Source organism: Amycolatopsis sp. NPDC049159 (genome assembly GCF_040648295.1).
Taxonomy (GTDB): Bacteria; Actinomycetota; Actinomycetes; order Mycobacteriales; family Pseudonocardiaceae; genus Amycolatopsis; species Amycolatopsis pretoriensis_A.
In genome coordinates this window covers 171,457-193,900 of the sequence record NZ_JBEZDL010000022.1, presented here as the reverse complement: position 1 = coordinate 193,900, position 22,444 = coordinate 171,457, and the positions used below count along the sequence as shown (strand labels likewise).

General features: G+C 71.6%; 27 protein-coding genes and 2 riboswitches. Of the genes, 14 read left to right on the top strand and 13 right to left on the bottom strand.

What is annotated here, in order from left to right:
• Positions 1-26: 26 nt before the first annotated feature.
• A riboswitch (TPP riboswitch) is annotated at positions 27-132 on the top strand.
• The 4 genes from thiO (at position 126) to AB0B33_RS35845 (ending at position 2,749) form a co-directional block, all read left to right on the top strand.
• Positions 126-1,199: a glycine oxidase ThiO gene (gene thiO / locus AB0B33_RS35860; protein WP_360780171.1), complete on the top strand. Its 1,074-nt coding sequence runs from the start codon at positions 126-128 to the stop codon at positions 1,197-1,199. It overlaps the preceding riboswitch by 7 nt.
• Positions 1,199-1,399 carry a sulfur carrier protein ThiS gene (gene thiS / locus AB0B33_RS35855; RefSeq protein ID WP_247017772.1) on the top strand — a complete coding sequence of 67 codons (201 nt, stop codon included), beginning with the start codon at positions 1,199-1,201 and terminating at the stop codon, positions 1,397-1,399. The genes thiO and thiS overlap by 1 nt, the downstream gene beginning before the upstream one ends.
• 1 nt (position 1,400) lies before the next feature.
• Positions 1,401-2,159 carry a thiazole synthase gene (locus tag AB0B33_RS35850; protein WP_247017774.1) on the top strand — a complete coding sequence of 253 codons (759 nt, stop codon included), beginning with the start codon at positions 1,401-1,403 and terminating at the stop codon, positions 2,157-2,159.
• Positions 2,160-2,320: 161 nt separating this feature from the next.
• On the top strand, positions 2,321-2,749 hold the full coding sequence (locus tag AB0B33_RS35845; protein ID WP_247017776.1) for a MarR family transcriptional regulator: 429 nt from the start codon (positions 2,321-2,323) through the stop codon (positions 2,747-2,749).
• 1 nt (position 2,750) lies between these two features.
• Here the strand turns inward: AB0B33_RS35845 and AB0B33_RS35840 are convergent, their stop codons facing one another.
• Positions 2,751-3,110, bottom strand: coding sequence for a helix-turn-helix domain-containing protein (locus AB0B33_RS35840; protein WP_360780166.1), 360 nt, complete (start codon positions 3,108-3,110; stop codon positions 2,751-2,753).
• A 94-nt stretch (positions 3,111-3,204) separates the two neighbouring features.
• Between AB0B33_RS35840 and AB0B33_RS35835 the strand changes: the two genes are divergently transcribed.
• The gene (locus tag AB0B33_RS35835) at positions 3,205-4,044 is read left to right on the top strand and encodes an NAD(P)H-binding protein (RefSeq protein WP_360780163.1); all 840 of its coding nucleotides are present in this window, start codon (positions 3,205-3,207) and stop codon (positions 4,042-4,044) included.
• Here the strand turns inward: AB0B33_RS35835 and AB0B33_RS35830 are convergent.
• Positions 4,041-4,844, bottom strand: a complete 804-nt coding sequence (locus tag AB0B33_RS35830) for an ion transporter (RefSeq protein ID WP_247017782.1) — start codon at positions 4,842-4,844, stop codon at positions 4,041-4,043. The two genes, AB0B33_RS35835 and AB0B33_RS35830, sit on opposite strands and share 4 nt — an antisense overlap.
• A gap of 86 nt (positions 4,845-4,930) precedes the next feature.
• Positions 4,931-5,758 (bottom strand): bifunctional hydroxymethylpyrimidine kinase/phosphomethylpyrimidine kinase, encoded by an 828-nt coding sequence (thiD, locus tag AB0B33_RS35825; protein ID WP_360780159.1) that lies wholly within the window; start codon positions 5,756-5,758, stop codon positions 4,931-4,933.
• Between the two features lie 114 nt (positions 5,759-5,872).
• On the opposite strand from thiD (AB0B33_RS35825), the gene AB0B33_RS35820 reads away from it, so the two are divergent.
• Complete coding sequence (locus AB0B33_RS35820) at positions 5,873-6,883, top strand: phosphatidylinositol-specific phospholipase C domain-containing protein (protein WP_360780156.1); 1,011 nt, start codon at positions 5,873-5,875, stop codon at positions 6,881-6,883.
• Here the strand turns inward: AB0B33_RS35820 and AB0B33_RS35815 are convergent.
• Positions 6,880-7,803, bottom strand: a complete 924-nt coding sequence (locus AB0B33_RS35815) for an NADP-dependent oxidoreductase (RefSeq protein WP_247017788.1) — start codon at positions 7,801-7,803, stop codon at positions 6,880-6,882. The two genes, AB0B33_RS35820 and AB0B33_RS35815, sit on opposite strands and share 4 nt — an antisense overlap.
• A gap of 91 nt (positions 7,804-7,894) precedes the next feature.
• Here AB0B33_RS35815 and AB0B33_RS35810 point away from each other — a divergent pair, with 91 nt between their 5' ends.
• The 3 genes from AB0B33_RS35810 to AB0B33_RS35800 all read left to right on the top strand — a co-directional run bounded on the left by AB0B33_RS35810 (position 7,895) and on the right by AB0B33_RS35800 (position 9,274).
• A complete protein-coding gene (locus AB0B33_RS35810; protein ID WP_360780153.1) occupies positions 7,895-8,290 on the top strand; it encodes a helix-turn-helix domain-containing protein in 396 nt (131 codons plus the stop codon).
• 91 nt (positions 8,291-8,381) lie between these two features.
• Entirely contained in the window at positions 8,382-8,546 is a 165-nt protein-coding gene (locus AB0B33_RS35805) for a hypothetical protein (RefSeq protein ID WP_360780151.1), read from the top strand.
• Entirely contained in the window at positions 8,543-9,274 is a 732-nt protein-coding gene (locus tag AB0B33_RS35800) for a DUF6338 family protein (protein ID WP_360780148.1), read from the top strand. Before AB0B33_RS35805 ends, AB0B33_RS35800 begins: the two co-directional genes overlap by 4 nt.
• Here AB0B33_RS35800 and thiD (AB0B33_RS35795) read toward each other — a convergent pair.
• The 3 genes from thiD (AB0B33_RS35795) to AB0B33_RS35785 all read right to left on the bottom strand — a co-directional run bounded on the left by thiD (AB0B33_RS35795) (position 9,217) and on the right by AB0B33_RS35785 (position 12,713).
• Entirely contained in the window at positions 9,217-10,017 is an 801-nt protein-coding gene (gene thiD, locus AB0B33_RS35795; RefSeq protein WP_360780145.1) for a bifunctional hydroxymethylpyrimidine kinase/phosphomethylpyrimidine kinase, read from the bottom strand. The genes AB0B33_RS35800 and thiD (AB0B33_RS35795) overlap by 58 nt on opposite strands.
• The gene (gene thiC, locus AB0B33_RS35790; RefSeq protein WP_281506218.1) at positions 10,014-11,648 is read right to left on the bottom strand and encodes a phosphomethylpyrimidine synthase ThiC; all 1,635 of its coding nucleotides are present in this window, start codon (positions 11,646-11,648) and stop codon (positions 10,014-10,016) included. The genes thiD (AB0B33_RS35795) and thiC overlap by 4 nt, the downstream gene beginning before the upstream one ends.
• Positions 11,642-11,763: riboswitch (TPP riboswitch) on the bottom strand. (Overlaps the previous gene by 7 nt.)
• A 38-nt stretch (positions 11,764-11,801) precedes the next feature.
• Positions 11,802-12,713 (bottom strand): trypsin-like peptidase domain-containing protein, encoded by a 912-nt coding sequence (locus tag AB0B33_RS35785; protein WP_360780142.1) that lies wholly within the window; start codon positions 12,711-12,713, stop codon positions 11,802-11,804.
• Between the two features lie 203 nt (positions 12,714-12,916).
• Between AB0B33_RS35785 and AB0B33_RS35780 the strand changes: the two genes are divergently transcribed.
• Positions 12,917-15,082 (top strand): glycoside hydrolase family 15 protein, encoded by a 2,166-nt coding sequence (locus tag AB0B33_RS35780; RefSeq protein WP_360780139.1) that lies wholly within the window; start codon positions 12,917-12,919, stop codon positions 15,080-15,082.
• A gap of 42 nt (positions 15,083-15,124) precedes the next feature.
• Here the strand turns inward: AB0B33_RS35780 and AB0B33_RS35775 are convergent, their stop codons facing one another.
• On the bottom strand, positions 15,125-15,703 hold the full coding sequence (locus AB0B33_RS35775; RefSeq protein WP_247017800.1) for a peptide deformylase: 579 nt from the start codon (positions 15,701-15,703) through the stop codon (positions 15,125-15,127).
• A 154-nt stretch (positions 15,704-15,857) separates the two neighbouring features.
• Here AB0B33_RS35775 and AB0B33_RS35770 point away from each other — a divergent pair, with 154 nt between their 5' ends.
• On the top strand, positions 15,858-16,166 hold the full coding sequence (locus AB0B33_RS35770; RefSeq protein ID WP_003101701.1) for a DUF3263 domain-containing protein: 309 nt from the start codon (positions 15,858-15,860) through the stop codon (positions 16,164-16,166).
• On the top strand, positions 16,163-16,801 hold the full coding sequence (locus AB0B33_RS35765) for a LytR C-terminal domain-containing protein (protein ID WP_360780135.1): 639 nt from the start codon (positions 16,163-16,165) through the stop codon (positions 16,799-16,801). The genes AB0B33_RS35770 and AB0B33_RS35765 overlap by 4 nt, the downstream gene beginning before the upstream one ends.
• 70 nt (positions 16,802-16,871) lie before the next feature.
• Here the strand turns inward: AB0B33_RS35765 and AB0B33_RS35760 are convergent, their stop codons facing one another.
• Together AB0B33_RS35760 and AB0B33_RS35755 are read right to left on the bottom strand one after the other, a co-directional pair.
• Positions 16,872-19,139, bottom strand: coding sequence for an AAA family ATPase (locus AB0B33_RS35760; RefSeq protein ID WP_360780131.1), 2,268 nt, complete (start codon positions 19,137-19,139; stop codon positions 16,872-16,874).
• Between the two features lie 5 nt (positions 19,140-19,144).
• Positions 19,145-19,546: a nitroreductase family protein gene (locus AB0B33_RS35755; RefSeq protein ID WP_360780129.1), complete on the bottom strand. Its 402-nt coding sequence runs from the start codon at positions 19,544-19,546 to the stop codon at positions 19,145-19,147.
• A gap of 200 nt (positions 19,547-19,746) precedes the next feature.
• On the opposite strand from AB0B33_RS35755, the gene AB0B33_RS35750 reads away from it, so the two are divergent.
• A complete protein-coding gene (locus AB0B33_RS35750; protein ID WP_360780127.1) occupies positions 19,747-19,905 on the top strand; it encodes a hypothetical protein in 159 nt (52 codons plus the stop codon).
• 8 nt (positions 19,906-19,913) lie between these two features.
• Here the strand turns inward: AB0B33_RS35750 and pssA are convergent, their stop codons facing one another.
• On the bottom strand, positions 19,914-20,870 hold the full coding sequence (gene pssA, locus AB0B33_RS35745) for a CDP-diacylglycerol--serine O-phosphatidyltransferase (RefSeq protein ID WP_360780124.1): 957 nt from the start codon (positions 20,868-20,870) through the stop codon (positions 19,914-19,916).
• A 3-nt stretch (positions 20,871-20,873) separates the two neighbouring features.
• Positions 20,874-21,599, bottom strand: a complete 726-nt coding sequence (locus AB0B33_RS35740; RefSeq protein ID WP_360780121.1) for a phosphatidylserine decarboxylase — start codon at positions 21,597-21,599, stop codon at positions 20,874-20,876.
• 260 nt (positions 21,600-21,859) lie between these two features.
• On the opposite strand from AB0B33_RS35740, the gene AB0B33_RS35735 reads away from it, so the two are divergent.
• Entirely contained in the window at positions 21,860-22,075 is a 216-nt protein-coding gene (locus AB0B33_RS35735) for a hypothetical protein (protein WP_360780118.1), read from the top strand.
• A gap of 39 nt (positions 22,076-22,114) precedes the next feature.
• Here the strand turns inward: AB0B33_RS35735 and AB0B33_RS35730 are convergent, their stop codons facing one another.
• Complete coding sequence (locus tag AB0B33_RS35730) at positions 22,115-22,399, bottom strand: GlsB/YeaQ/YmgE family stress response membrane protein (RefSeq protein ID WP_360780115.1); 285 nt, start codon at positions 22,397-22,399, stop codon at positions 22,115-22,117.
• Positions 22,400-22,444: the final 45 nt, after the last annotated feature.

Sequence of the window (22,444 nt, the reverse complement as noted above, 5' to 3'; positions counted from 1 at the left end):
CGACCGTACCCCGGGAGTTAGGGTGGACGGGTCCGCACGGGAGCCCGAGGCACGGGCTGAGAGGGAGCTGCCGCTCCGACCGTGGAACCTGATCCGGGTCATGCCGGCGCAGGGAGCGTGATCCCATGACGAACCTGGCAGTGGTGGGCGGCGGCGTGATCGGCCTGTCCGCGGCGTGGCGGGCCGCGAAGGCGGGCCACGACGTCACCGTGCACGATCCCGAGCCCGCTCGCGGCGGCGCGTCCTGGCTGGCCGGTGGCATGCTCGCCCCGGTCACCGAGGCCTGGCCCGGCGAAGAAGACGTGCTCAGCCTCGGTGAAGCGTCGCTGAAACGCTGGCCGGGCTTCGCGAGCGACCTCGGACAAGAGGGCGTCGACCCCGGTCTCACCGGGCACGGGACGCTCGTCGTCGCGTTCGACAGCGCCGACGCCGGGCACCTCGACATCCTCGCCGGCTACCTGCACTCGATCGGCCGCGCGGCCGAGCGCCTCACCGGGCGGGAGACCAAGCGGCTCGAACCCGGCGTCGGGTCCGTCCGAAGTGGACTCCACGTGCCCGGCGACCTGGCCGTGGACAACCGGAAACTGCTCAACGCGCTCTACGCGGCGTGCGTCAACCACGACGTCCGGTTCGTGCGCGAGCGCGTCGAGAGCCTGCCGGACGCCGAAGCCGTCGTGCTCGCCGCGGGCGCGTGGACCGGGCGGCTGCACCCGCGGCTGGCCGGCGCCGTCCGGCCGCTCAAGGGCGAGATCCTGCGGCTGAAGCCCCGCCGCGGCTGCCTGCCGCCGCCCGCGCACACCGTGCGGGCCGTCGTCGAGGGCCGGCCGATCTACCTCGTGCCGCGCGGCGACCAGGAGCTCGTCCTCGGCGCCACGCAGTACGAAGCGGGCTTCGACCGGGCCGTCACCGCGCGGGGCGTGCGCGAGCTGCTCGAAGGCGCCGAACGCGTCTTCCCCGCGATCACCGAGTACGAGCTGGTCGAGACCGCCGCCGGCCTGCGCGCCGCCAGCCGGGACGTGCTGCCCTACATCGGTGTCCTGGACGACGGCGTCTTCGCCGCCACCGGGCACCACCGCAACGGCCTGCTGATGGCCCCCGTGACCGCGGCCGCCGTGGTCGCCTGGCTCGAGGGGGAGGAGCCGCCCGAAGGCGTCGAAGCGGCTTCGCCCGCCCGGCTGCAGAAGAAGGAGCACGTGTGATGGAGATCAAGCTCAACGGCCAGTGGACGGAGTTCCCGGACGGCGCGACCGTCGCCGACGTCCTCGACGCGTCCGGTGGCCCGCGGCCCGGGATCGCCGTCGCGGTCGACGGCGTCGTCGTCCGCCGGGGCGACTGGGCGGCCACCGTCGTGCCCAAGGGCGCGGGCGTCGACGTGCTCACCGCCGTCCAGGGAGGCTGAAGTGGACGAAGAACCGCTGGTCATCGGCACCGCCAAGCTGTCGTCCCGGCTGATCATCGGCACCGGCGGCGCGGCCAACCTGGCCGTGCTCGAACGCGCGCTGGTCGCCTCCGGCACCGAGCTGACCACCGTCGCGATGCGCCGCGCCGACGCCGAGGGCGGCTCCGGTGTCCTCGAACTGCTGAAGAAGCTCGGCATCGAGCTGCTGCCGAACACCGCGGGCTGCCGGACGGCCGCCGAAGCCGTGCTCACCGCGCAGCTCGCGCGGGAAGCGCTGGAGACCGATCTCATCAAGCTCGAAGTGCACGCCGACGACCGGACGCTGCTCCCGGACCCGTTCGAGACCCTCGACGCGGCCGAACGGCTGGCCGCCGACGGGTTCACCGTGTTCGCCTACACGAACGACGACCCGGTGCTCGCGCTGCGCCTGGAAGAGGCGGGCTGCGCCGCGGTGATGCCGCTGGGCGCGCCGATCGGCACCGGCCTCGGCATCCGGAATCCGCACAACATCGAGCTGATCGTTTCGCGGGCGGGCGTGCCGGTGATCCTGGACGCCGGAATCGGCACGGCGTCGGACGCGACGCTGGCGATGGAGCTCGGCTGCGACGCCGTCCTGCTGTCCACCGCCGTCACCCGGGCGGCCGATCCGGAACGGATGGCTTCGGCGATGCGTGCGGCCGTCGTCGCCGGTCACCTGGCCCGCGCGGCGGGGCGGGTGCCGCAGCGCTTCTGGGCGAAAGCGTCGAGTCCACCCCGGTGAACTGCTGCTTTCGGGGGCTCCGGGTGGCGGCGCCCCCGGGCCCGGGGCGAAGCCCCGGTACAACACCAGAGTGGCTTCACGCCGAACGCGCACCGCGAGCCCGTAAGGTGGACGGCACTTTCCGGCGCACCCGCGGCGGGGCAGGGCAGAAGGAGCCAGCCGTGACGAGCACATCGGTCCAGGACGTCTCGGGCAGGTTGTACCTGGCCGTCGGCAGGCTGTCGCGGTCCCTGCGGCAGGCGGGTGTGCCGGGACCGGGCCACGGTGCCATCTCGGCGCTGGCGACGCTCGTGAACTCCGGCCAGCTCCGCCTCGGCGACCTCGCGGCCAAGGAGGGCGTCGCCGCGGCGACGATGTCGCGGATCATCGCGTCCCTGGTCGAGGCCGGCTACGTCAGCCGCGAGTCCGACCCGGTCGACCGCCGGGCGTGGCTGGCGAAGGCGACCGAGGAGGGCGAGCGGCTCGTCTCCGGCGTCCGGTCGACCCGCGTCCAGGAGCTGAACCGGCGCCTCGACCGGCTCTCGCCCGAGCACCGCGAAGCCTTGACGACGGCGATCCCGGCGCTCGAGGCCCTGATCGCGGACGACTGAGCTAGTCCGCGAGCCGGCGCGTGATCCGGTCGAACAGCTCCGTCAGCGGCTCGCCGACGTCCCGGCCGAACTCGGTCAGCCCGTAGGTGACCTGCGGCGGCGTGGTCGGCTCGACCCGCCGCCAGACCAGGCCGTCCTGGACCAGCGCGCGCAGCGACTGGGCCAGCATCTTTTCGCTGATGCCCTGGATGCTCTCGCGCAGCTCGAAGAACCTGAGGTCGGTGCGCCGCAGGGAGATCAGCACCCAGATGCCCCACCGGCTGGTGACGTGGTCGACGACGTCGCGCGCGACGCAGTCGGTGTGAAACACCTCATACCGAGCCTCGGCGCCGGCCGGGGTGAGCTGTGGGCCTCCGGTCATGTCATGAGCTTACCCAGAGGTATGTACTTACCAGAAGTTAGCTCGGCTCCTAGCGTCCCCCGAACACAGCGGGGATCGGACGAAGGAGCTGTTCATGATCGTGGTGACCGGGGCTACCGGGAACGTGGGCCGGCCGTTGGTGCGGGCGCTGGCCGGAGCGGGACAGCAGGTGACGGCGGTGTCGCGGCACGCCGCGGCCGTGCCGGACGGCGTCCGGCACGTGGTGGCCGACCTGGCGGAGCCCGCCGGTCTCGAGCCCGTGCTGGCCGGGGCGAAGGCGTTGTTCCTGCTGCTGTCCGGCGACCTGCACGCCATCGGGGCGAATCCTGCCGACGTCGTCGAGCGGGCCGCGCGCGCCGGGGTCGGCCGGATCGTCCTGCTGTCCACCCTGGGGGTGGTGACCAGGCCCTTCGGCACGACGCGGGTCGCGATGCGCGAGCTGGAGGACGCGGTGCGGGCGGCCGGGCCGGACTGGGCCGTCCTGCGGCCGGGCGGCTTCGCGTCGAATGCCCTGTGGTGGGCCGAAAGCGTCCGCACCCAGCGGACAGTCGCCGCACCCTTCGGCGACACGGGGGTGCCCGTCATCGACCCGGCGGACATCGCCGACGTCGCCGCGGCCTGCCTGCTGGACGAGGTGCACACCGGCGGCGTGTACGAGCTGACCGGGCCGGAAGCGATCACGCCGCGGCAGCAGACGGCGGCCATCGCCGCCGCGCTGGGCTCGCCGGTGCGGTTCCACGAGCAGACCCGCGAGGAGGCCAAGGCGGGCATGACGCGGAGCATGCCGGCCGAGCTCGCCGACGACACCCTGGACATCCTCGGCTCGCCGAGCCCGGCCGAAGTGCGCGTCAGCCCCGACGTCGAGCGGGTCCTCGGCCGGGCTCCCCGCTCCTTCGCCGACTGGGCCGCGCGCACCGTCGCCGCGTTCCGCTAAGCGGCCTTCTGCCGCAGCTCGGCGAGCTCCGCACGCAGGGCGCGGAGCTCGTCGAGGATCTCCTGGTTCGCCGCCGCCTGGGTTTCGGCCTGCTTCGCCTCCTCCTCGCGGATGTCCTGGCGCAGCTCGTCCTCCATGCCGCTGACCACGACGGCGATGAAGAGGTTCAGCACCGCGAAGCTGGACACCAGGATGTAGACGACGAAGAAGATCCAGGCCATCGGCGCCTGTTCCATGATCGTCTTGGCGATGTCGGGCCAGGCCTCGCCGGTCATCACCTGGAACAGGGTGAACAGCGACGTGCCGAGGTCGCCGAAGTCGCCGGGGTCGATGGCGCCGAACAGCTTCGTCGCCATCACCCCGGCCACGAAGATGATCAGCGCGAGCAACGCGGCGATCGAGGCCATGCCGGGGATGGCGGCGAGCAGCCCGGAGACGACCTTCCGCATCGACGGCACGACGGAGATCAGCCGCAGCACCCGGAGCACGCGCAAGGACCGCAGCACCGCGAACGGCCCGGTCGCCGGGATCACCGCGATGCCGACCACCAGCAGGTCGAAGACGTTCCAGTTGTCGCGGAAGAAGCCGCCGCGGTAGGCGTAGAACTTCGCCAGCAGCTCGGTGACGAAGATGCCGAGCGCGATGTGGTCGAGCACGTGCAGCAGCCCGGCGTACCCGGCCATGATCGACGTCGACGTCTCCATCCCGAGCGTGACCGCGTTGAACACGATGACGGCGATGATGAAGTTCTGGAAGCGGCGGTCTTCGAGGACCTTCGCCACCCGCTCGCGTCCGGTCAAGGCCGCCCCCCGCTTGGGTCAAGGATCAGTAAACGCAGGGATGGTAACGGTCGCGGTGACGCACCTCGCCGGCCAGTCGCCGGACTTCAGCGCTCCTCGGGAGCCAGCCTCCAGAAGGCCGACACCGGTCCGACCTTGGCACCCATCGGGTACGCGTGCTCGACCGCCTGCGAAACGAACCACTTGCCGTACCGCGCGGCCTCGACCACCGGCATGCCCTTCGCGAGCCCGGCCGTCAGCGCCGACGCCATCGTGTCGCCCGCGCCGTGCGTGTGCGGGGTCGAGTAGCGCTTGCCCGGCAGCTCCACGAACGTCGAGCCGTCGAACAGCAGGTCCACGCACTCCGGGTCCGACTGCAGGTGGCCGCTCTTCACCAGGACGTACCGCGGGCCCATCCGGTGCAGCACGACCGCCGCCGTGTGCATGCCTTCGCGGTCGGTCACCGTCATGCCGGTCAGGAGCCGGACTTCGTCGAGGTTCGGGGTCAGCACCGTCGCGCGCGGCAGCAGCTCGTCGCGCAGCGCGTGCAGGCCGGCCTCGTCGAACAGCGGCTGGCCGTGCATCGACGCCGCCACCGGGTCGACCACGAACGGGATCCGGGCGTCCCGGCCGATCTCCGCGTTGTCGCACGCGACCGCGACCGCCTCGATGATCCCGGCCGACGCCAGCATGCCCGTCTTGGCCGCGCCGACGCCCATGTCCGCCGCCACGGCCTCGATCTGCCCGGCCACGATGTGCGGCGGCAGGTCGGCGCGGTCGTGCACGCCGAGGGTGTTCTGGACGGTGACGGCGGTGACCGCGACCAGGCCGTGCACGCCGCAGGTCAGGAACGTGCGCAGGTCCGCCTGCAGCCCGGCGGCGCCGCCGGAGTCCGACCCGGCGATGGTCAACGCGGTCGGAAGGCTCGTTGGCATGGTGTTTTCCCGACTTCTGGTCTAGGCCAATCGGCCGCTTTTCCTTCATCAAGAGTCAACCACGGTGGCACATTGTGTGGGCTACTCACCAGTTCACGGGGCGAAGGAGCCTGGATGAAGCTCTCCTCGGTGGTACTCCTCACGGCTGCGCTCGTGCTCTCCGGAGCGACCGCGGCCCACGCGGACAGCCCGAAGCTTTCCCACGTCACGACCGTCGGCGTGCACAACACCTACGACCCGGCGGCCTACGGCTACCTCGCCCAGGCGCTCGACGCCGGCTCGTCGCTGATCGAGCTCGACGTCTGGCCGGACTTCTTCACCCACGAGTGGAAGGTCAGCCACTCGAACCCGCTGGGGAACAACAACAACTGCGTCGCGGCCACCTCGGCGTCGCAGCTCTACAGCGGCGGCAAGAACAAGAACCTCGAGTACTGCCTCGACGACATCCGGATCTGGCTCGCGGCCCACCCCGGGCATGCGCCGCTCACGCTCAAGCTCGAAATGAAGACCGGCTTCTCGGACAACACCGGCATGGGCCCGGACGAGCTGGACGCGACGTTCCGCTCGCACCTCGGCAGCGTCGCCTTCCGCCCGGCCGAGCTGCTGGGCGGTTACGCCACGCTCGACGACGCGGCCAAGGCGGACAACTGGCCGTCGGTGGACGCGTTGCGGGGCCGGGTGATCACCGAGATCATCCCGGGCACGGTCGAAGAGGGGAACCCGACCGACACGCTGAAGACCGACGTCGAGTACGCGCGGTACCTGGTCGGGCTCAAGAACGCCGGCAAGCTCGGCGACGCGAACATCTTCCCGACCGTGCACGGCGCGGCCGGCGGTGACCCGCGGGACAAGTACACCGCCGACCTCAAGCCGTGGTTCGTGGTGTTCGACGGCGACGCGAACGCGTGGGTCACGCAGACCGGGCCGTGGTGGTACGACGCGAACCACTACTACGTCGTGATGACCGACGCGCAGAACGTCGCGCCGGCCATCGACGCCCACAACCCGACGGTCGAGCAGGCCAACCAGCGCGTGGCCGACCTGGCGAAGCAGCACGCGTCGGTCGTCACCGCGGACTGGACCGGGCTCACGACGGTGCTGCCGCAGGTGGTCGCCCGGGGTTAGAGGGTCAGCACGAGCTTCCCGGACACCCGCCCGGATTCGCCGAGCTCGTGCGCCTTGGCGACGTCTTCCAGCGGGAAGGTCTGTTCGACGCGGACCTTCAGCTGACCGGCCTCGATGAGTTCGACGAGGCCGGTCAGCCCGCCGCGGTCCGGCTCGACGAGGATCCGGCTCGTGCGGACTTCCCGTGCGGCGGCGGCCTTTTCGACGCGGTCCGCGACGCCGCTGGGGACGCCGATCAGCAGGCCGCCCGCCTTGATCGCGGGGAGCCAGCGCAGGTCGCTGTCTTCGCCGACGAGTCCGAAGTAGACGTCCACATCGGACGCCGTGGCGTTCTCGTCGTGGTAGTCGATCGGTTCGTCGACGCCGAGTTCGCGCAGCAGGTCGTGCTTGCCGGCGCTGGCCGTGCCGATGACGTGCGCCCCGCGCGCCTTGGCGATCTGCACGGCGAGGTGCCCGACCCCGCCGGCGGCGGCGTCGACGAACACCCGCTGTCCTTTCCGGACGTCCGCGACGTCGACCAGGCCCTGCCAGGCGGTCAGCCCGGCCAGCGGCAGCGCGGCGGCCTCGGCGAACGACAGCCCGGCGGGCTTGCGCACGAAGTGCCGCGACGGCGCGGTGACGTACTCCGCGTACGCGTTGCCCGGGCGCGGGAACCACGGCATGCCGAGGACTTCGTCGCCTTCCCGGACGCCGGTGGCGCCGAAACCGGCCGCTTCGACGACGCCGGCGACGTCCCACCCGACGGTGAACGGCGGCTCGCCGAGGAACCCGCCGCCGGCCCGCACCTTCCAGTCGACGGGGTTGATCCCGGCGGCCCGCACCCGCACCAGGACCTCCGTCGGCCCGGGTTCCGGGCGCGGTGCTTCGGTGACGCGGAGCACCTCCGGCCCGCCGAGGGTCTCCTGGGTCACGATGCGCATTGCTCCACTCCTTCAGTTCGAGGTCGCCTCCTATACTCGGACGGGTAGGCACTTTTCGCTAGAAGGCACTTATCCGTAAAGTAGGTACCTGATGGAAACCACCTGTGACCAGGACGGACCCTGGGACGTCTACCTCCGGAGCTGTCCCTGCCGGGACGTGCTGGACCTGCTGGCCAACAAGTGGACGGCCCTGGTGCTGGGCGCGCTGTCCCGCGGCCCGCACCGCTTCGGCGAGCTGCGCCGGGCCGTGGACGGCATCAGCCAGAAGATGCTGACCCAGAACCTCCGGCAGCTGGAGCGCGACGGCTTCCTGACCCGCACGGTGTACCCGACCACGCCGCCGACGGTCGAGTACGCGCTGACGGAGATGGGCGCGGAGGTGGGGGCGCACCTGGTGGCGCTGAGCACGTGGTCCCAGGCGAACTTCGATCGGATCCGGTCGTCCCGCGAGGAGTACGACGGCCGGGAGCTGCAGCCGGTCCGCTGACGAGCCGGAAGCCGCTCGGTAACGGCCGTCGCCGGTGCCGCGACTCCAGGGAGGCCGAGGTGGCGAACCCCGTCGTGAAAGGTGGCCGGACGTGACCGATTGGTTCTCCCGGTGGCGCGTGGACGAGGTCGCGCGGGCGATGGACGAGCCACCCCAGCTGATCATGAGCAGCGAGCCTCCGACGGACGGCGCGGTGGACGAAGGTGTCCCGGGCGACGGCGACGGTGACCGGCATCCGGCCGACTACCCCGGATGATCCCCGGCACGTGGCTCGCAGCCGTGCTGTTCCTGCTCGTCGTCGCGCCCGGCTTGTTCTTCGACCTGCTGGGCGCGCGCCGCCGGGTGGCGGTGGCCGAATCGGCGTTCCGCGAGATCGGCCGGGTCGCGCTGGGCAGCTTGGGGTTCACCCTGGTCACCGTCGTGCTCCTGCAGGCGGCGCAGTGGCTCTTCCCCCGGCTGTTCTTCGACCCCCGGGCCCTGATCCTCGGCGGGAACGCCTACCTGGCGGACCACTACGGCGCGGTGGTGCTGACGCTCGTCGTGGCGGCCGCGACCTCCCACGCGCTGGCGTTCGGGCTGCACAAGTGGCTGGCCCGGCGCCACGGGGAGACGATCCGCGTCATCAGCCTCTGGGGCAAGGCCTTCCGGCACGGCGTGCCGGCCGGGCACGCGGTGTTCGCCCGGGTCCGGCTGGCCGGCGGGCTGGTGTACACCGGGCAGGTCGAGAACTTCACGGCCGATCTGCCGATGGGTGATCGCGAGCTGCTGCTCACCAAACCCCTGGCCGCCAAGCCGGACGCCGACAGCCCGCTCCGGCCGCTGCCGGACTCCTACCGCCGGGTCATCATCCCCGGGGACCGGATCGAGGTGATCAGCGTGGAGTACCGGCCGGTGCCGCCGGGCGCCGTCACCGCGAAGAAGCGGCTTCAGCGGCCCAGCACCCAGAACGGCGACACCGGGCCCACGCCCGCGCCCAGCGGGTAGGACTCCGCCACGCAGCGTTCGATGAACTTCTTCCCCTCCGCCACCGCGTCCGGGACCGAGGAGCCCTTCGCCAGGGACGCCGTGATCGCCGACGCCAGGGTGTCGCCGCCGCCGTGGGTGTTCTCCGTGAGGTACCTCGGGCCGCTCAGTTCCCGGAACTCGCGGCCGTCCGACAGCAGGTCCACGCAGTCCTCCGTGCCCTGCATGTGGCCGCCCTTGACCAGGACCCAGCGGGAACCGAACTCCAGCAACGCCTCCGCCGCCGCGCGCTGGGTGGCCGCGTCGACGACCGAAACCCCGGTCAGGAGGCGGACTTCGTCCAGGTTCGGCGTGATCAGCGTGGCGCGGGGGAACAACTCGGTGCGGATCGCCTCCAGCGCGTCTTCGCGCAGGAGGGCGTGTCCCGTCATCGACGCCGCCACCGGGTCGACGACCAGGGGGAAGTCCATCCCGAGTTCGTCCAGGGTCTTCGCCACCGAGCGGATGATCTCCGCGGTGGCGAGCATGCCCGTCTTCGCCGCGTCGACGCCCATGTCGGACGCCACCGCCTTGATCTGCGCCGTCACCACGTCGGCCGGGATCTCGGTGAAACCCTGCACGCCCAGCGAGTTCTGCACGGTGACCGCGGTCAGCGCCACGAGCCCGTGGACGCCGTTGGCGAAGAACGTCCGCAGGTCGGCCTGGATGCCCGCACCACCGCCGGAGTCCGATCCGGCGATGGTGAGGGCGGTGGGCGGTGTCACTGCTGCACCACGGGCAGGTAGACCTTGTTGCCCTGCTCGCCGAACTCCGCCGACTTCTCCGCCATGCCGGCCTCGATGGCCTCCACAGTGGACAGGCCGTGCTCTTCGGCGTACTTGCGGACGTCCTGCGTGATCCGCATCGAGCAGAACTTCGGGCCGCACATCGAACAGAAGTGCGCGGTCTTGGCCGGCTCGGCGGGCAGCGTCTCGTCGTGGAACGAGCGTGCGGTGTCGGGGTCGAGCGAGAGGTTGAACTGGTCGTGCCAGCGGAACTCGAAGCGCGCCTTCGACAGCTCGTCGTCCCACTCCTGCGCGTACGGGTGCCCCTTGGCGAGGTCCGCGGCGTGCGCGGCGATCTTGTACGTGATCACGCCGGTCTTGACGTCGTCGCGGTTCGGCAGGCCGAGGTGCTCCTTCGGCGTGACGTAGCACAGCATCGCCGTGCCGTACCAGCCGATCTGGGCCGCGCCGATGGCCGAGGTGATGTGGTCGTACCCCGGCGCGATGTCCGTCGCGAGTGGACCGAGGGTGTAGAACGGCGCCTCGCCGCAGAGCTTCTCTTCGAGCTCCACGTTCTCCTTGATCTTGTGCATCGGCACGTGGCCGGGGCCTTCGATCATCACCTGGACGTCGTGCGAGCGCGCGATGTGCGTCAGCTCGCCGAGGGTTTCCAGCTCGGCGAACTGCGCGCGGTCGTTGGCGTCGGCGATCGAGCCCGGGCGCAGGCCGTCGCCCAGGGAGAACGTGACGTCGTACTGGCGCAGGAGTTCGCAGAGCTCCTCGAAGTGCGTGTACAAAAAGGACTCCTGGTGGTGCGCGAGGCACCACGCGGCCATGATCGAGCCGCCGCGGCTGACGATGCCGGTGACGCGCCGCGCGGTCAGCGGGATGTAGCGCAGCAGCACGCCGGCGTGCACGGTGACGTAGTCGACGCCCTGTTCGCACTGCTCGACGATCGTGTCGCGGTACACCTCCCACGACAGCTTTTCGGGCTCCCCGTTGACCTTTTCGAGCGCCTGGTAGATCGGCACGGTGCCGACCGGGACCGGCGAGTTGCGGATGATCCACTCCCGCGTCTCGTGGATCCGCTTGCCGGTGGAGAGGTCCATGATCGTGTCGGCGCCCCAGCGGGTCGCCCACACCATCTTGTCGACCTCTTCCTCGACCGACGACCAGACGGCCGAGTTGCCCATGTTGGCGTTGATCTTCACCAGGAAGTTCTTGCCGATGATCATCGGCTCGGACTCGGGGTGCTTCCGGTTGGCCGGGATCACCGCGCGGCCGCTCGCGACCTCGGCGCGCACGAACTCGGGGGAAACCCGTTCTCGCGCGGCGATGTACTCCATCTCGCGGGTGATCACGCCCTGCTTGGCCCAGCCGAGCTGGGTGTTGTGCTCACGCCCGTCGGCCCAGCCGGCACGCAGCCGGTGCAGTCCACTGTGGACGTCGATCGAGGCTTCCGGGTCCGTGTACGGGCCGGAAGTGTCGTAGACGTCGAAGTGTTCGCCGTTCGAGAGGTCGATCCGGCGCGCGGGAACGCGCAGTCCGGATTCCGTCTGGTGGAAGACTTTGTGCGAGCCGGTGATCGGACCCGTGGTGACGGAGACGTCTTTGTTTTCCAGCGTCGTCAACGACTTTCACTCCCTACGCCGGCATTACCCGGTCAGGTTCATGCGGTCGGTGACGCCTGCGAAACGCAAGTCACCCTCTCAGCCCGCCATGGCGCGAGCTCCCGCGTTGGTGTTGTGCCACCGACCATGCCACGCCGGGGCGCGATACTCAAGTCACCCGGCCAACTCGGCCGGAGTGGCGTAGACGTCGACCATGGCTCCGTTGCGCAGCACGGTGATCGGCAGTGCGGTGCCGATCACTTCCGCGAAGAGCCGGCGCTGGATGCCCTGGGCGTCCGACACCCGGGTGCGCCCGACGGTCAGCACGAGGTCGCCCGCCTTGAGGCCGGCCTGGTCCGCGGGGCCGCCGGAGACGACTTCGCGCACCCGCAGCCCGGCGCTCTGCCCGGTGCGCCCGGCGACGTCGTCCGGCAGCGGCGCGGGCACGCCGACGATGCCGAGGTACGCGCGCCGCACCCGGCCTTCGACGACGAGCGTGTCGATGATCCGCCGCGTCGTCGCGTTGATCGGCACCGCGAGCCCGAGCCCGACGCCGGCGACGGCGGTGTTGACGCCGACGACCCGGCCGGCCGAATCGGCGAGCGCGCCGCCGGAGTTGCCGGGGTTGAGCGCCGCGTCGGTCTGGATGACGTCTTCGATCACGCGGGTGGTGCGCCCCTGCCGCACCGGCAGCGCCCGGCCGAGCGCGCTGACCACCCCGGCGGTGACCGTCCCGGCGAACCCGAGCGGGTTCCCGACGGCGACGACGAGCTGCCCGACGACCAGCCGGTCGGCGTCCCCGAGCGTGGCGGCCGGCGGCGTTTCCCCGCGCGCCCGCAGGACAGCGAGATCGGACAGCGGATCGGCGCCCACGACGTCGAAGGGCACCTCGCTGCCGTCGGCGAAGGTGGCGACCCCGCGCCGGTGGTCGCTGACGACGTGGGCGTTGGTGAGCAGGTGGCCGTCCTCGGCGAAGACGACCGCGGACCCGCTCCCGCGCTCGAGCTGCACCCCGGCGACGTGCGGGGTCACGGTCTCGGCGACCGTGCTCACCGCGCGAGAGTAGGCGTCCATCGCGTCGTCCACGTCTCCACCTCGATTACACCGTTGCACCTACAACAAGTGTGCGCTTTCGAGGCCGTGAAGTCCGTTCGCTGGTCGTGAACCGCCGACCGGACCAGTGACGGTCAGTGGTTCACCGGATCGGACCACGCGCCGGTGAAGATCCGGCGGGCAGACTCCCCAAGCGCTTCTGTAACGGTGCAGAAGCGATCTTCTGTGGGGTTGATATGCGCAAACTCATGTTCGGCGCCCTCGCCGGGCTGCTGGTCACCGGGCTGATCCCGGGGATCGCGGCGGCCCAGGGGGATGCTCCCGGCGCCCCGGGCGCCCATCCCAGCTGGCTGCCCGCGAACAAGACCGGCTTCGGCACCGCTCACGACCGCTCGAGCAACGTCTGGTTCACCCTCCAGGGCGGGCAGCTGTCCGAGGTCTACTACCCGGACCTGTCGACGCCCAGCGTCCGCTCGCTGAACTTCGTCGTCACCGACGGCCGCAGCTTCGCCGACCTCGACCACGCGGCGAAGTCGCAGCAGGTCCGGCGGACCGACGACGACAGCCTGACCTACGAGCAGACCATCACCGACGACCAGCACCGCTGGCGCCTCCGCAAGACCTACGTCACCGACCCGGCCGCCACGACCGTGCTGGTGGACGTGGACTTCCAGTCGCTCACCGGGCGGCCGTACCAGCTTTACGCGATCGCCGACCCGGACCTCACCAACGACGGCTCCGACGACTCGGCCGCGCGCAAGGGCGACGTGCTCACCGCGCAGGACGCCGCGAACGCCGCCGCGCTCACCGCGAAGCCCGCGTTCACGAAGACCAGCGTCGGCTACGCGGGCAACTCCGACGGCACCACGCAGCTCACGAAGACCTTCAAGCTGAAGAGCTACGACACCGCCGCGAAGGGCAACGTCGTGCTGACCGGGCAGACGAGCGCCGACGGCCTCCGGAACCGGCACGTCACCCTCGCGCTCGGCATGGGCGCGAAGGCGCCGGACGCGCTCGGCAGCGCGCAGGCGTCGCAGCGCCGCGGTGTCCGCGACATCACGCGCGCGTACGACCGCGGCTGGGAGCAGTACCTGCGCGGGGTGAGCAAGCCGCCGTCGTCGCTGAAGACCGACGCCGAGCGCGACCTCTACAAGGCGTCGATGCTGACGCTGGCCGCGAGCGAGGACAAGCACCACCCGGGCGCCTTCATCGCGTCGCCGAGCATGCCCTGGCGGTTCGGGAACAACGACCCGGAGTGGTCGCCGTCCGGGACCTACCACCTGGTCTGGCCGCGTGACCTCTACCAGATCGCGACCGGGCTGGCCGCCGGCGGCGACCGGGGTGCCGCGAACCGCGCGGTGAGCTACATGTTCGGCACGCAGCAGCAGGCCGACGGGCACATGCCGCAGAACAGCCGGGTCGACGGCGTGCCGTACTGGACGTCGATCCAGCTCGACGAAACCGCTTTCCCGATCGTGCTGGCCCAGCAGCTCGGCCGCAACGACCTGTGGCCCGGCGTCCGGAAGGCCGCCGACTTCATCATCGGCTACGTCGGCCCGAACGGGCAGCCGGCGCCGTACACCCAGCAGGAGCGCTGGGAGGAGCAGGACGGCTGGTCCCCGTCGACCATCGCGTCGGTGATCGCCGGGCTGGTCTGCGCCGCGGATCTGGCTTCGCACAACGGAGCTCCGGCCGACGCCGCCCGCTACCTCGCCGCGGCCGACAAGTTCAAGGCCGACCTGCCGAAGCAGACGATCACCACGAACGGGCCGCTGTCGAAGGACCCGTACTTCGTCCGGCTGACCAAGGACGCCGACGCCAACGCGGGGACGACGTACAACCTCGGCAACTCGAGCGTCACGATGGACCAGCGCGCGGTCACCGACGCGGGCTTCCTCGACCTCGTCCGGCTCGGCGTCTACCGGGCCGACGACCCGGTGATCGAGAACAGCATTCGCGTCACGGACAAGGACATCGCGTTCACGACGCCCACCGGGCAGTTCTGGCACCGGTACACGAAGGACGGCTACGGCGAGCAGGCCGACGGTTCGCCGTGGGACTACACGTTCCCGGCCGGGAGCCGCACCACGTTCGGGCGGCTGTGGCCGCTGCTCGCCGGCGAGCGCGGCGAGTACGAGCTGACGCTCGGCGACCCGGCGTCGGCCGCGCGGCGGCTGCGTGACCTCGGCCGGGTGAGCAGCTCGGCGGAGACCATGCCGGAGCAGGTGTGGGACGAGAACCCGCCGTCGGGACAGACCGGGTTCCCGGTCGGCACGCCCAACGCGTCGGCGACCCCGCTGGCCTGGACGCACGCCCAGTACGTCCGGCTCGCCCAGGACGTCAAGGCGGGCTCGGTGCTGGAGACGCCGCGGGTGGTCCGCTGCCACTTCCTCGGCTGCTGAACCGGCGAAGGGCCCCTCGGAACCGAGGGGCCCTTCGCGGTCTCAGATGACGGCGCCGTCGTCCTCGGGGGTCTTCGGGGGCAGCCACTTGTTGCCCGGGACGCCCCACTTGTTGTGCTTGAGCATCTTCTTCGCCGCGCGGGCGTGCCGCCCGACCAGGCGGTCGAGGTAGATGTAGCCGTCGAGGTGGTCGGTCTCGTGCTGCAGGCAGCGCGCGAAGTAGCCGGTGCCCTCGACCTCGATCGGGTTGCCCTCGATGTCGGAGCCGGTCACCTTCGCCCACTTCGCGCGGCCCGTCGGGTACGACTCGCCGGGCGCCGAGAGGCAGCCCTCCCAGTCGTCGTCCGGGTCCGGCATGGTCTCCGGGATCTCCGACGTTTCGAGCTTCGGGTTGACGACGACGCCCTTGTGCCGCACGCCCTCGTCGTCCGGGCAGTCGTAGACGAACACCCGCAGGTCGAGGCCGATCTGGTTGGCCGCGAGACCGACGCCTTCGGCGGCGTACATCGTCTCGAACATGTCGTCGACGAGCGTGCTCAGCTTGCCGTCGAACTCGGTGATCTCCCGAGTCGGCTGGTGCAGCACGGGTTCGCCGGCGATAACGATGGGGTGGATGGTCACGACGACGCAGTTTAGTCGGACCCCTCTGGTAGACCTGCATCAGACCGTGACGCGCCGGGGTCGATGCCCACGTCGGCGGCCGCTTCCGTGGTTGAATGGCGCCCGCGGAAGAGCTAGGTCTGATTCGCCATACGCCCGATTGAGAGGGACTCGGATGGACGCCGCGGAGTCGATGGCTGAGCCGCAGCCGTCGCCGCCGAAGCCCGTGCCCGGCCTGACCGAACGCGAGGTCGAGATCCTCGCCTTCGAACGTCAGTGGTGGCGACACGCCGGGGCGAAGGAGAACGCCATCCGCGAACGCTTCGATTTGTCCGCCACGCGCTACTACCAGCTGCTCAACAAGCTGCTGGAGAAGCCGGAGGCGATCGAGGCGGACCCGATGCTGGTGAAGCGGCTGCGCAAGACGCGCGCCGCCCGGCAGCGCAAGCGAGGCGCCCGGCGACTGGGGATCGAGCTGAAATGAGTGTGTTTTCGGGTATGTCCCGGCCGATGAAGGCCGCGGGCGTCGCGTTGATCGGCGTGGCCATCGTGGCCGCCGTCGTCGGCGGGATCTCCGCGTTGAGTGGTGACGGTTCCAACGAAGCCGGGCCGAGCGGCACGTCGTCGGCGAACCCGCCGGGTACCTCGGGCGGGACGTCGGCGCCGCCGGCCACGTCGTCGACGGCCACCCCGCCGTCGACGTCGGCGAACCCCACGTCCCCGGCGCCGCCGACCACCCCGCCCGGCGGCCAGCCCACGCAGGGCCAGCCGGGGCAGGGCCAGCCGGGGCAACCGGGTGGTGACCAGCAGGCGTCCAACAAGTGGGTCACCGTCCGGGTGTTCAACAACTCGACGATCAAGGGCCTCGCCGCCCGCGCGAAGGACGACTTCGCCGGCGCGGGCTGGAACGTCACCGAGGTCAGCAACTATTCGCAGGGCGTCATCCCGGCGACCACGGCGTACTTCCGCCCGGGCACCGACGAGGAAGCGGCGGCCAAGCAGCTCGCCCAGGAGTTCGGCTTCAAGGCCGAGCCCCGCTTCGCCGGGATACAGGATGCGACGCCGGGCGTGATCGTCATCGTGACGAACAACTACGAGTCGGGCCACAAGGGCAGCTGACCCGCTCACTTTGCCACGCAAAGCGGCACTTTCATGACGAAAGTGCCGCTTTGTGGCGCAAAGTGAGCGGTCAGTCCGCGACCTGGGTTTTCGCGTAGGCCTCGAGCGCCGCGAGCTGGGCCGGGTCGAGGCTGGGCCGGACCGTCCTGCGGGCCGCGTCCAGGTGCGCCGCCGTCACTTCGCGGGCCTCCAGCGACTCGCGCATCGCGGTCAGGGCCGCTTCGCGGATCAGCGCGGCGCAGTCGGCCGCCGAGTAACCGTCCAGAGTGGACGCCACCTCGGCGAGGTCCACATCGGAGGCCAGCGGCGTGTTCTTCGAGCTGGCGGCGAGGATCGCGGCGCGGGATTCGCTGTCCGGCGGCGGGACGTAGACGCGGCGCTCCAGCCGGCCCGGCCGCAGCAGCGCCGGGTCGACCAGCTCGGGCCGGTTCGTCGCGCCCAGCACGACGACCTCGCGCATCGGCTCGACGCCGTCGAGCTCGGTGAGCAGGGCCGCGACCACGCGGTCGGCGACGCCGGAGTCCGACGACTGGCCGCGGCGCGGGGCCAGCGCGTCGATCTCGTCCAGGAAGATCAGCGACGGCGCGGCCTCGGCGGCCCGGCGGAACAGCTCCCGCACCGCGCGTTCGGACTCGCCGACCCACTTGTCCATCAGCTCGGCGCCCTTGACCGCGAAGACGTTCAGCGCGCCGGTGCCCGCGAGCGCCCGCACGAGGAACGTCTTGCCGCCGCCGGGCGGCCCGTAGAGCAGCACGCCACGCGGCGGTTCGACGCCGAGGCGCGCGAACGAGTCCGGGTACCGCAGCGGCCACAGCACGGCTTCGGTGAGGGACTGCTTGACGTCGACCATGTTCCCGACGTCGTCCAGCGTCAGCCCGCCGGTGGCCAGGTTGTCCGAAGTGGACATCGACACCGGGCGGACGGTGGCCAGCGCGTCCAGCAGGTCCTGCTGCGAGATCCGCGGCTCGTCGGTGTCGCGCTGGCGCAGCGCGGCCCGCAGCGCCGCGTCCCGGCGCAGGGCGATCAGGTCCGCGGCGACGAACCCCGGCGTCCGCTCGGCGAGGACGCCGCAGTCGATGCCGGTGTCGAGCGGGACGTCGCGCAGCAGCACGTTCAGCAGCTCGCGCCGGGTCTTCGCGTCCGGCAGGGCCAGGCCGAGCTCGCGGTCGAGCAGGTCGGCGGCGCGCAGCCGCGGGTCGGCGGACTCCGCGCGGGCGGTGGTCGCGACGACGGCGAACCGCCCGCGCCGCAGCGCCGTCCGCAGCTCTTCGAGCACGACCGTGGCGACCGGCGGCGGGGAAGCGGCGGGCAGCAGCGCGTCGACGTCGGTGAGCAGCAGCACCGCGGGTCCGTCGGCGGAGCGGACCGCCTCGCGCAGGCGCGCGACGGCGACGTTGGGGTCCAGCACGGCGAGGTTCGGCGCGGCCAGCGGCACCACGCGGATGTCCGCCTCGCTCGCGACCGACCGCACGAGCGTCGCCTTGCCGACGCCTTCGGGCCCGGACAGCAGGACGCCGAGGTGGGCGGGCGCGCCGAGCCGCGCGAGCAGCTCGGGCCGGTGGAAGGCCAGGTCGAACCACTCGCCGAGCTTGCGCGCGGCGGCTTCGGCGCCGATCAGGTCCGCGAGCGGGACGGCCGGCTCGACGACCTCCTCGACGCTGATCTCGTCTTCGACGATCTCGGCGTCGATCCACTCCTCGGCCGCGGTGACGGCGGAGGTGCGCACCAGCGCGGTCGCCGTCCGGGGCGCGGCGGGCTCGGCGGCCGGCCGCGCGCCGTCGCGCCAGACGACCACTGTGGACGGTCCGACCGCGACGGTGCCGGCCGGCTCGGTCGCGGTGACGGTGAGCAGCTCGTTGGTCCAGGTCGCGCCGATCGCCCGCGACAGCTGGCCGCGCAGCCCGGCGGGGTCGGACCCCGGCGTCGGCGCGAGGTCCTGCGGCAGCAGCGAAACGGCGTCGCCGACGGTGAGCACCTTGCCGATGAGCGCGAGCCGCAGCATGTGCGGGCTGACCGAGACGCTGGCGAGCCGCGACCCGGCCACGGTCACGGTCCGCGCCGCGGCGACCTCGGCCGGCGCGACGACGACCTCCGAGCCCTCGGTGACCCCGAGGTTCGACATGGTGACGTCATCGGTGAGCAGCACCCCGGGCACCCCGGCCGCGTCGGCGGGCGCGGCGAGCGCGGCACTGACCCGCGCCCCGGTGAGGTGCACGGCGTCCCAGGCCCGCAGGCCCAGCGCATCGAGGACTTCGGGGTGCAACCGCACGACGCCGCGGCGGGTGTCCAGCGCGGACGGGGTGTGCCGGACGGTCAGCGTGATCTGGGGGTGGCTCACGCCGTTCACCCTAGCGAGCCGGTGCGCTCCCAGGCGTCGAAGTAGGTGATGTCCCGCACGGCCGGGCGAGCGGCGGGCCGGAAGTCGCGCTGGGTCGTGTACGCGACGGCGAGCAGGCTGATCTGCGTGACGTCGTCGGGGATGCCGAGCAGCGCGGCGACGTCGGATTCGTGGTCTTGCAGGTGGTAGCCGCAGCTGGAGCTGCCGAGACCGCGAGCGCGCAGGGCGAGCCGGAAGCTCCAGACGGCGGCCTGGGCGGAGCCGAAGTCGGCGGTCTTCAGGGCCCCTTCCTCGACGAGGTGGTCGTACTCCGCCCAGGCCGCTTCGGCCGTCTCGTGGTTGTACGCGGCGATCTCAGCTTTCGCCGCCGGATCCCGGACGAGCAGCCAGCGGAACCGCGCGGCCATGCTGCCCGCGGCCGGCGTCGAGGCGATGTCGCTCTACAACCACGTCGAGAACAAGGGCGACCTGCTGGACGGGCTCACCGCGCGGGTCTTCGAAGAGGTGCCCATCCCGGACCCTTCGCAGCCTTGGGACACCCGGCTGCGGGCGCTCGCCGCGGGGCTCCACGCGAGCTTCACCCGGCACCGCCGTGGTGGTGCGGGCCTTGGCGGCGCAGGCCGCGAACCGCCGCTCGGCCGGGGCGTTGCGGGTGATCGACGCGCTGCTCGGCGCGGTGCTCGACGCGGGGTTGGCCGAGGAAGCCGCGGCCCGCAGCTACCGGTCGCTCGACCTGCTGATCGGCGGGCTGCGGCCGACGCCGTGAAGGCCACGCTACTTGCGGCGCAGGCCGATCTGGCGCCAGGACCGACGCCGCTGGCCGTTGCCGTTCTCCGACGTGCTGCGCGGTACGCGGACCGTCTCGCCCGTGCGGGGGAGCCGGACCGCGCGCATCGCCGCTCCCGCGACCCGGCGGCGCAGCGGGGGACGCAGCCCCAGCCGGCGTGGGGAGCGGGCGCGGCGGATCGCGCGGCGCTCGCGCGGCGGGACCGTCCACGCCTCCGGGTGCGCCGCCAGCCAGCGGTGCCGGTAGACCGAGTACGGGATGTGCGCCAGGTACAGGATCATCGCCACGAGCAGCGCGACCAGCGGGAACTGGATGATCGCCGCGGCCAGCAGCGCCACCCCGAGCAGCAGGGGGGCGATCGCCTTGGCCGGGGCCTTGACCGTCTTCAGCGACAGCGTCGGGATGCGGCTGATCAGCAGGGCCGCGATGGCGATCGTCCACGCCCACACGACGTACTGCGAAGACCACCACCCCCCGCCCCACTGCAGGTACGCCACCAGCGGCAGCATCGCCAGCAGGCCGCCCGCCGGGGCCGGGACGCCGACGAAGAACTCGCTCGCGTACGCCGGCTGCTCGGTGTCGTCCAGCAGCGTGTTGAACCGGGCCAGCCGCAGGATCATGCAGACGGCGAAGATCAGCGACGCCACCCAGCCGATCCGGTCCGCGCCGGTCTGCCAGACGTAGATCACCAGCGCCGGGGCCACGCCGAACGAGATGCCGTCGGACAGCGAGTCCAGCTCCGCGCCCATCTTCGACGTCGCGTCGAGGAGGCGGGCGATCCGGCCGTCCAGGCTGTCGAGCACCGCGGCGATGCCGATCGAGGCGATCGCCATCGCGTAGTTCTTCGTCAGCGCGAACTGCACGGCCGAGAGGCCCGCGCACAGCGCCAGCACCGTGATGGCGTTCGGCAGCAGCCGGACACCGGGGGTGGTCACGCGGACCATCGATCAGCCTTTCGCAGGCGCGGCAGGGAGTTCGGCGATCACGGTCTCGCCGCCGACCGTGCGCTGGCCCTTGCTGACCAGCACGGTCGAGCCCGGCGGGAGGTAGAGGTCGACCCGCGAGCCGAAGCGGATGATGCCGTACGTCGCGGCGGCGCCGACCTTGTCGCCCTCGCGGATCTCGCAGAGGATGCGGCGCGCGACCAGCCCGGCGATCTGCACGACGACGAGCTCGTGGCCGTCTTCGGTGCGCATCAGCACGGAGTTCCGTTCGTTGTCGTCGCTCGCCTTGTCCAGGTCGGCGGACAGGAACTTGCCCGGCCGGTAGGCGACGCGCTCGATCACGCCGTTCGCCGGCACGCGCTGGACGTGCACGTCGAACACCGAGAGGAACACCGACACGCGCATCCGCGGCTCGGCGGGCAGGCCCAGCTCGGCGGGCGGGACGGCTTCCTCGATCAGCGACACGAGACCGTCGGCCGAGGCCAGCGCGACGCCGTCACGCGGCGGCGGGACCCGCTTCGGCTCGCGGAAGAACGCGGCCATCGCCACGGTCGTGAGCGCGCCGAGGACGCCGAGGCGCTTGGAGAACCGGCGGGCGACCAGCGTCGCGACCGCGCCGCCCGCCACGAACGGGCGACCGGCCGGGTGCATCGGCGGCAGCGTCTCGCGGGCCAGCTGGAGGGCGTGGGCGACGGGATTGCCGGCGGATTCCGGCCGGGTGCCGCTCATGGTCGGGTCCCCTGGTTTCGTGTCGGAAGATCGGGTCGGCGCCGGGGTCCGGCCGCCGCGTACGGGCGCCCCCACGCTACCGCTGCCCCAGGTGAGCGTGTCCGAGTCCCCCTCGGTGGCTCCTCCGCGAGGGGGTCACCGCGAAGGGTGGGAGCGACCACATCCCGGTAACGGAAGGTCGATTTCACCGATGACTCTGGGTAGTTGATGCCGTTCGGGGCGCTGCCGCGCGGCCCCGTGGACCCAGTGAGGAGGGGATGATGACCGACCACCGCGATCCGGCCGACGTCCGCCTCGCCGAGCTGTTCGGCGCGTGGCGCGCGGAGATCGACGAAGTGCCGCTGCCGTCCTTGGTGGACCCCATGCACGCCGTCGACGTCGTCATCGAAGCGAAGAGAAATGGGGGCCGGGTGCATCCGCCCCCCGACGGCGCATGCACCCGGCCACCGGGCAATGCGCGTGACGAAGCAGTTTAGCGGCTGAGGGCCGGACGATCACGATTCGTCCGGCAAAAGTTACCAACGGTCACTCGGACGACGGCCGAGCCCGCTCACGAGCCGCAGGATCGCCAGCAGGACGACGGCGCCGAGGACGGCCACGCCGAAGCTGGGGAAGTCGAAGTCGAACGTCTTCGACTGGCCCGTCGCGAGCCGGTAGACCAGCCCGCCGAGCGCCGCGCCGACCACCCCGACGAGCACGCTGACCAGGCAACCCTGCCGGCGCCGCTCCCGGCCGCCGACGACCAGGTTCGCGGCCCAGCCGACGATCGCGCCGAAGATGACCCATGCGACGAAACCCATGGCGCGAGCTTACGCGAGCGGATGTACAAGAGTCATTGCACAAGA